We start from the raw sequence: 6,873 nt of genomic DNA on the forward strand, positions 1-6,873 counted from the left end.
GTAGGAGGCGCGGTGCCGACATCTCGTGCAAAGCCCTCGGCACCCCCCCGATGTGCATCCGCCACTCGGGCGGGCCCCGGCCAGATGAGTTTCTAGCTCCTGGGCCCCCGTCACCGGTCACCCCCCGCCCCCCACCCCCCCCACCGCCCCCGGCGAGCTACTCGATCTCCCCCGCCTCCCCGTCCATCAGGTACCGGCGGGCGAAGTCCAGTTCCAGCCGGACCTGCTTGATGCGCTCCTCGACGACGAGGGAGCCGTGGCCGGCGTCGTAGCGGTAGACCTCGTGCGGGTGGCCGCGCTCCGCCAGGCGCCGGACGTAGTTCTCGACCTGCCGGATCGGGCAGCGCGGGTCGTTGACGCCCGCGGAGATGTACACCGGGGCCCGTACCGCGTCGACGTACGTCAGCGGGGAGGACGCCGCGAACCGCTCGGGGACCTCCTCGGGCGTCCCGCCCAGCAGGGTGCGGTCCATGGCCTTGAGGGCTTCCATCTCGTCGTGGTACGCGGTGACGTAGTCCGCGACCGGGACGGCGGCCAGGCCCACCGCCCAGGCGTCCGGCTGGGTGCCCAGGCCCAGCAGCGTCAGATAGCCGCCCCAGGAGCCGCCGGCCAGCACCAGCCGGGCCGGATCGGCGAGGCCGGAGGTGACGGCCCATTCCCGGACCGCGGCGATGTCCTCCAGCTCGATCAGCCCGACGCGGTGCTTGAGGGCGTCCGTCCAGGCGCGGCCGTAGCCGGTCGAGCCGCGGTAGTTGACGCGGACGACCGCGAAGCCGTGGTCCACCCAGGCGGCGGGCGACGAGGCGAAGGCGTCGCTGTCGTGCCAGGTGGGGCCGCCGTGGATGTCGAAGACGGTGGGGAACGGCCCGTCGCCGGCGGGCTGCTGCACCAGGGCGTGGATCCGGCCGCCGGGGCCGTCCACCCAGACGTCGGTCACCGGGACCGAGCCGGGGGCCTTCATGCCGGGCGGGTCCAGGACGACCGCCCCGGACGTGGACCGCACCTCCGGCGGCTGGGCGGCGGACGACCACAGGAATTCCACCGTCCCGTCCGGCCGCGCGGTCGCACCGGAGACCGTGCCCGCGGGGGTCTCGACGCGGCTCAGCGCACCGGCCGCGGCCGAGCCGTCCAGGGCGTAGCGCCACAGCTCGCTGCGGGCCTGGTACTCGTGCTCGATCAGGAGCGCGGACCCGTCGGGATACCAGTCGGCGCCCACGTCACCGGGCAGATCGATCTCCAGCGCGGTCTCCACGCCCGTCAGCGGGTCCCAGATCATCGGCTCCCAGCGGCCCCGCCGCTGGTGGCCCACGAGCAGCCGGCTGTCGCCGTCGACCGGGGCGAAGCCCATCACCGAAAGCCCCAGCTCCTCGGTGCCGCCGTGGGTGTCGTCCAGCTCGGCGACGGTCGAACCGTCCGGCCGCACGACCCGGATGGCGGAGTGCATCGCGTCGCCGTGCTCGGTGTGCTCGATGGCGATCAGCGCGCCGTCGTGGGAGAGGTCGCCGACGCTCGCCGATTCGCGGTGGCGGTAGATCTCCACCGGGGCGGCGCCGGGCCGTACGACGTGGAGGGTGGAGCCCTCGTCGTCGGTGGAGCGGCCGATGACCGCGGTGCCGTCCCGGCCGAGGGCCAGCCCGCCCGGGTAGGAGGGGGCGAGGCCGGGGGCGGCCGGTTCGTCCGGGCCGCCGGTGAACGGCTGGCGCATCCAGACGCCGAATTCGTCGCCGTCGGTGTCGGAGAACCACCAGATCCACGCGCCGTCGGGGGTGAGCGTCCCGTCGGTGGTGCCGTTGGGGCGGTCGGTGGCCTGGCGCTGGGTGCCGGTCGCGCGGTCCCAGGCGTAGAGCTCGAAGGTGCCGGTGGCGTTCGAGACGAACAGGGAGCGGTCCGGGGCGTGCTCGGCCCACTCCGGCAGGCCGATGCGGGGGGCGCGGAAGCGCTTCTCCCAGTCCGGCATGCCGGCGTCCACCGCCTGGTCCGCGGCCGGCTGCGCGTGCGGTGCGGCGTCGGAGGACGGGGAGGGGGTGGCGGGCGGGTCGGCGGGGGTGGGTCCGGGGCCTGTGGTCTCGTCAGTCATGGGGCCATTCTGCGCCCGCGGGGGGAAAGTGCGTTGGCGAGGCGGTGAGGCTGTGGATAACTTCGCTCCATGCGAAAACAGACCGGGCCCGAGGACTGGCGGGAGGCGAATCGCGCGAGGTGGGACGAGCGCGTCGCCCTCCACACCGCGAGCGATTATTACGACCAGGAGGCGTTCCGGCGGAGCAGGGACGTGATCCGGGACTTCGAGGCGGCGGAGGTCGGCGAGGTGGCCGGCCGGAGCCTGCTGCACCTCCAGTGCCACTTCGGCCAGGACACGCTGTCGTGGGCGCACCGCGGCGCCGCCCGGGTCGTCGGCCTGGACTTCTCCGAGCGGGCCATCGAGGCGGCCCGCGAGCTGGCCGCCGAGCTGGGCTACGGCCCGGACCGGGCGGCGTTCGTCGCGGCCGATGTCTACGACGCCGCCGAGGCGGTGCCGGACACCGCGTACGACATCGTCTACACCGGTATCGGGGCGGTGAACTGGCTCCCGGACCTGACCGCATGGGCCGAGACCGCCGCGTCGCTGATCGCGCCGGGCGGGTTCCTGTATCTCGCGGAGTTCCATCCGCTGGGCGATGTGCTGGACGAGGAGTCCGGCTCGCAGGTCACCTACGACTACTTCCGCCGGGAGGCGTGGGACGAGGAAGCGCCCGGCAGTTACACGGACTTCGGGGCGGAGACGGTCCACAACAGGAGCGTCGAATGGCTGCATCCCCTGGGGGACGTGGTCAGCGCGGTGGCGGCCGCCGGATTGCGGATCGAGTTCCTGCACGAGCACGAGATGACGCTGTTCCAGCGGTTCGGGGTCCTGCGGCGCGGCGAGGACGGTTTCTACCGCTTCCCGGAGGGCCGGCCCAGGGTGCCGCTGATGTACTCCCTGAAGGCCACGAAGCCGGCCTGAGGCGCTGTCCGGGCACCGGCCGGCGGGCCGCGCCGCCCGATCGCTGACCCTCCGCCCGACGGCCCCGGCCCGCCACCCCGTGCGCCGTCCTGCCTTCCGGCCCCGCCCCGTCTCCGTCCCCGGGCCCGGCGGCAGCGCCCCGCTTCCGGCCCGTTACTGTGGCGGACGGCCCGGTCGGTTCCCGTCGCCCGGTCGCACCGCCGCCGGCCGGCACCGGCCGCCCGGTTCGCTCCGCTCGGTCGCGGCCGTCCGGTTCCGCGGTGCGCGGTCCGGCCGCCGGCAGCCGCGGGTGCAAGCGAACAACACCGAAAAGACGGGGGTTTCCGTGCGCGTACGCAGACGGATGGCGGGTGCCGCGGGCGCGAGCGTGCTCATGCTGCTGGCGGTGGGATGCGCCGGGGCGCCGGGCGCCGCGGCCAAACCGGGCGCGGCCGGGACGGTGCGGCCCGCCGAGCCGCTGCCGATGGAGTCCGCGGCCCGTGCCGCCACCTGGACCGGCACCGACCACACGTCCCACCCGCTGCGGCTCGAGCCCACCCGGCTGGCCCTCGGCCACCCCTCGGACCTCGCCCGCATCCGGCTGGACGACGACCTCAAGGGGATGGTCCCGTACTACCTGACGGTCTCCTACACCAACACCGGGAAGGAGACGGTCGACAACCTCTACCCGGAGCGGAACTTCACCGTCAGCGGGACCGACGGCCGGGCCGGCCGGCAGGTGACGCTGTTCCGGACCAACCCGCTGGCCACCGGCTCGGGCCTGCCGCCCGAGTGCCAGGAGGCCGGCAAGGCGAAGCTGTCCGCCGGCCAGACCACGGCGTTCTGCCAGATCTTCATGCTCCCCAAGGGGCAGAAGCCGTCGATCGTCTCCTACAAGGACGACGGCGGCGACACCCTCCTCTGGCAGATCGGCGGCACCCAGACCGGCGCGGCCGGCGTCCTGCCCGCCCACCGGCCCGCCGACGCCGTCACCACGGACAGCGACCGCCGCACCGCGACCGTCCTGGCCACCCCGAAGAGCGTCCGCACCGGCTCGCTCGCCGACCTGAGCCGCTTCGATCTGAGCGCGGAACAGAAGAAGTCCGTCCCGTATTACGTGACGGTCGAGTACCGCAACACCGGCAAGTACGACCTGCTGCCCAGCCTGAACGACAGCCTGGTGCTGACCAGCGCCAGCGGGCAGCAGGCGCAGAAGATGCTCCTGCTGGACATCGGCGGCCCCGGGGTCGCCCCGTGCCCCGAGGCCGTCCCCGACAGGATGCTCAAGCCCGGCGCCACGGTGACCGAGTGCACCATCCACATGCTGCCCAAGGGGGACCCGCCCGCCTCGCTGACCTTCCAGGGCAACGGGGACGGCGCCCGCCCGGTCACCTGGCGCGCCACCGCCGACCCCGCGACGTGACGGGCCGGGGGCCGCGGCCTACTCGGCGCCGGGCGCGGCCCCCCGCCGGGCCAGCAGCGGCCCGATGTCCGGGTCGTGCCCGACGACCGCGCGGAACGCCGCCATCGGGTCGGTGCTGTTGCCCCGGCTGAGCAGCTCCCGCCGGAAGATCTCGCCGCTCTCCCGGACCGTCCGGCCGTTCTCCCGGAACCACCGCACGGTGTCCGCGTCCAGGATTTCCGCCCAGCGGTAGCCGTAGTACCCGGCCGCGTAGCCGCCGCCGAAGACATGCGCGAAGTAGCCGGTCCGGTAGCGCGGCGGGATCGCCGGATGGGCCAGCCCGTGGCGTTCCAGTGCGGCCGCCTCGAACTCCTCCGCGCCGTCGGGGCCGGGCAGTTGGCCGGCCGGGGCGGTGTGCCAGGCCCAGTCCAGGACCGCGGCGGCCAGGTGTTCGACGCTGTCGAAGCCCTCGCCGAACCGTTCCGCCTCCCGCAGCCGGGCCGGCAGCTCCGGCGGCATCGGCTCCCCGGTGCGGTGGTGCCGGGCATACCGGGCCAGCACCTCCGGCCACTCCGCCCACATCTCGTTGACCTGCGAGGGGAACTCCACGAAGTCGCGCGGCACCTCCGAACCCGCCAGCGACGGATAGCGGACGTCGGAGAACAGCCCGTGCAGGGCGTGCCCGAACTCGTGGAAGAGCGTGGTGACCTCGCTCCAGTTCAGGAGCACCGGCTCGCCCGCCGGCGGCCGGGCGATGTTGAGGTTGTTGACCACCACCGGCCGCTGCCCCAACAGGTGCGACTGCGCGACCAGTTCGTTCATCCAGGCCCCGCCGCGCTTGGACTCCCGGGCGTGGAAGTCGCCGAGGTACAGGCCGAGCGGGCCGCCGTCGGCGTCGTGCACCTCGAAGACCCGCGCGTCCGGGTGGTACGCGACCAGGTCCGGCCGCTCGGTGAAGGTGATGCCGTACACCAGGGTCGCGGCGTGGAAGACGCCGTCGTGGAGGACCGCCTCCAGTTCCAGGTACGGGCGCAGCGCGGCCGCGTCCAGGTCGAACCGCTCCCTGCGCACCCGCTCCGCGGAGAACTGCCAGTCGGCGGCGCGGACCTCGGGGGTGCCGGCGGCCGCCGCCAGCGCCGCCGCCTCCCGCTCGGCGTGCGCCAGGGCCGGGCCGATCAGCTTCCGGAACATCTCCTCCACGGCGGCGGTCGTCCCGGCCGTCTGGTCCGCGACCTGCCAGGAGGCGTGGCTGGGGTGCCCCAGGAGCGCGGCGCGCTCGGCCCGCAGCCGGGCCACGGCCACCGCAACCGCCCCGTTGGCGCCCTGCCCCCGCCCCAGGGACGCGGCCAGCAGCCGCTCCCGCAGCGCGGGGTCGGCGAGGGCGGCCAGCTGCGGCTGGTTGGTGAAGTTGCGCAGGCTCAGCACGTATCCGCCGTCGTGGCCGAGCGCGCGGGCGTTCTCGGCGGCCGCGGCGATCTCGTCCGCGGGCAGCCCGGCCAGCTGCTCGGCGCGCTCCACCACCAGCGCGGCGGCCGCGGTGTCGGCCCGCAGGTTCTGCCGGAACTCGGTGCACAGACCGGCGATCTCGGTGTTCAGCTCGCGCAGCCGCTGCTGCTCGCCGGGTGCCAGTCGGGCCCCGGCCCGCACCCGTGCGGTGTGGTGCCGCTCCAGCAGCCGCAGCCGCTCACCGTCCAGCCCGAGGTGCGCCCGCCGCCCGTACAGCGTCTCCAGCCGGGCGAACAGGGCCGGGTCGAGCAGGAACCGCGTCCTCGTGGGCGGCCAGCCGCGGCACGATCTCGGCCTCCAGCGCCTGCGTGGCGTCGTCGGTGTCCGCGTTCGCCTTGTTGAAGAACACCGCCGCGACCCGCCGCAGCACCGCCCCGCTGCGCTCCAGCGCCTCCACGGTGTTCTCGAACGTCGGCGGCTCGGGGTCCGCCCCGATGGCGGCCACCTCCGCCAGCTGCTCGGCCATGCCCCGCTCGAACGCGGGCCGGAAGTGCTCGTGCCGGATACGGGCGAACGGTGGCAGCCCGTAGGGGAGTTCACTGGCCCGGAAGAACGGGTTCGCCCCCGGATCCTCCCCCGGCCGGCTCCCCGCTCCCGGCGCCGCGGACTCCGCGCCCGCCCCCGGCCCCGACGCCGCCACCGCACTCGGACTCGTCTCGGAACTCTTCGCAGAAGTCACAGACCCCGACACTACGCCCGCCCCACCCCGGAAACCCGCCCCTTTCGAGCCCGCCCCGGACGCCGCCCCGGAAAAGCAGCCGGCCCCGGCCTCCCACGAGGGGAGACCGGGGCCGGTCTGTGTTCCTTCAGTCGGGGTGGCGGGATTTGAACCCACGACCTCTTCGTCCCGAACGAAGCGCGCTGCCAAGCTGCGCTACACCCCGAAGCAACGAGCTCTACTTTAGCGGACTGATCCCCGTAGGTGAAATCCGGTTTCTGGGAGGGGTGGGGAGGGGGCTGACCTGCGGTTTTGTGGGGCGGGGTGGGAGTGGGGCGGGGCTGGGGG

Annotated in this window: 5 protein-coding genes and 1 tRNA gene; 2 read left to right on the plus strand and 4 right to left on the minus strand. The window is 74.3% G+C overall.

What is annotated here, in order from left to right; translation table 11 throughout:
- Positions 1-157: 157 nt before the first annotated feature.
- A complete protein-coding gene (locus MUU72_RS34710) occupies positions 158-2,077 on the minus strand; it encodes a S9 family peptidase (RefSeq protein WP_372503302.1) in 1,920 nt (639 codons plus the stop codon).
- 69 nt (positions 2,078-2,146) lie between these two features.
- Between MUU72_RS34710 and MUU72_RS34715 the strand changes: the two genes are divergently transcribed.
- The gene (locus tag MUU72_RS34715; RefSeq protein WP_248017446.1) at positions 2,147-2,980 is read left to right on the plus strand and encodes a class I SAM-dependent methyltransferase; all 834 of its coding nucleotides are present in this window, start codon (positions 2,147-2,149) and stop codon (positions 2,978-2,980) included.
- A 325-nt stretch (positions 2,981-3,305) separates the two neighbouring features.
- On the plus strand, positions 3,306-4,382 hold the full coding sequence (locus MUU72_RS34720; RefSeq protein ID WP_248017447.1) for a hypothetical protein: 1,077 nt from the start codon (positions 3,306-3,308) through the stop codon (positions 4,380-4,382).
- 18 nt (positions 4,383-4,400) lie between these two features.
- Here MUU72_RS34720 and MUU72_RS34725 read toward each other — a convergent pair whose 3' ends face one another.
- The 3 genes from MUU72_RS34725 to MUU72_RS34735 form a co-directional block, all read right to left on the minus strand.
- Positions 4,401-6,008, minus strand: a complete 1,608-nt coding sequence (locus MUU72_RS34725) for a M3 family metallopeptidase (RefSeq protein ID WP_248017448.1) — start codon at positions 6,006-6,008, stop codon at positions 4,401-4,403.
- Positions 6,009-6,045: 37 nt separating this feature from the next.
- On the minus strand, positions 6,046-6,546 hold the full coding sequence (locus MUU72_RS34730; protein ID WP_248017449.1) for a hypothetical protein: 501 nt from the start codon (positions 6,544-6,546) through the stop codon (positions 6,046-6,048).
- Positions 6,547-6,677: 131 nt separating this feature from the next.
- Positions 6,678-6,751 (minus strand) — tRNA-Pro (locus MUU72_RS34735).
- Positions 6,752-6,873: the final 122 nt, after the last annotated feature.

The organism is Streptomyces rhizoryzae (assembly GCF_023155275.1).
Taxonomy (GTDB): domain Bacteria; phylum Actinomycetota; class Actinomycetes; order Streptomycetales; family Streptomycetaceae; genus Streptomyces; species Streptomyces rhizoryzae.

What these genes read in the sequence shown, in the direction of transcription:
- MUU72_RS34715 (WP_248017446.1), top strand. Translation starts at nt 2,147, where the DNA reads ATGCGAAAACAGACCGGGCCCGAGGACTGGCGGGAGGCGAATCGCGCG.
- MUU72_RS34710 (WP_372503302.1), bottom strand. Translation starts at nt 2,077, where the DNA reads ATGACTGACGAGACCACAGGCCCCGGACCCACCCCCGCCGACCCGCCC.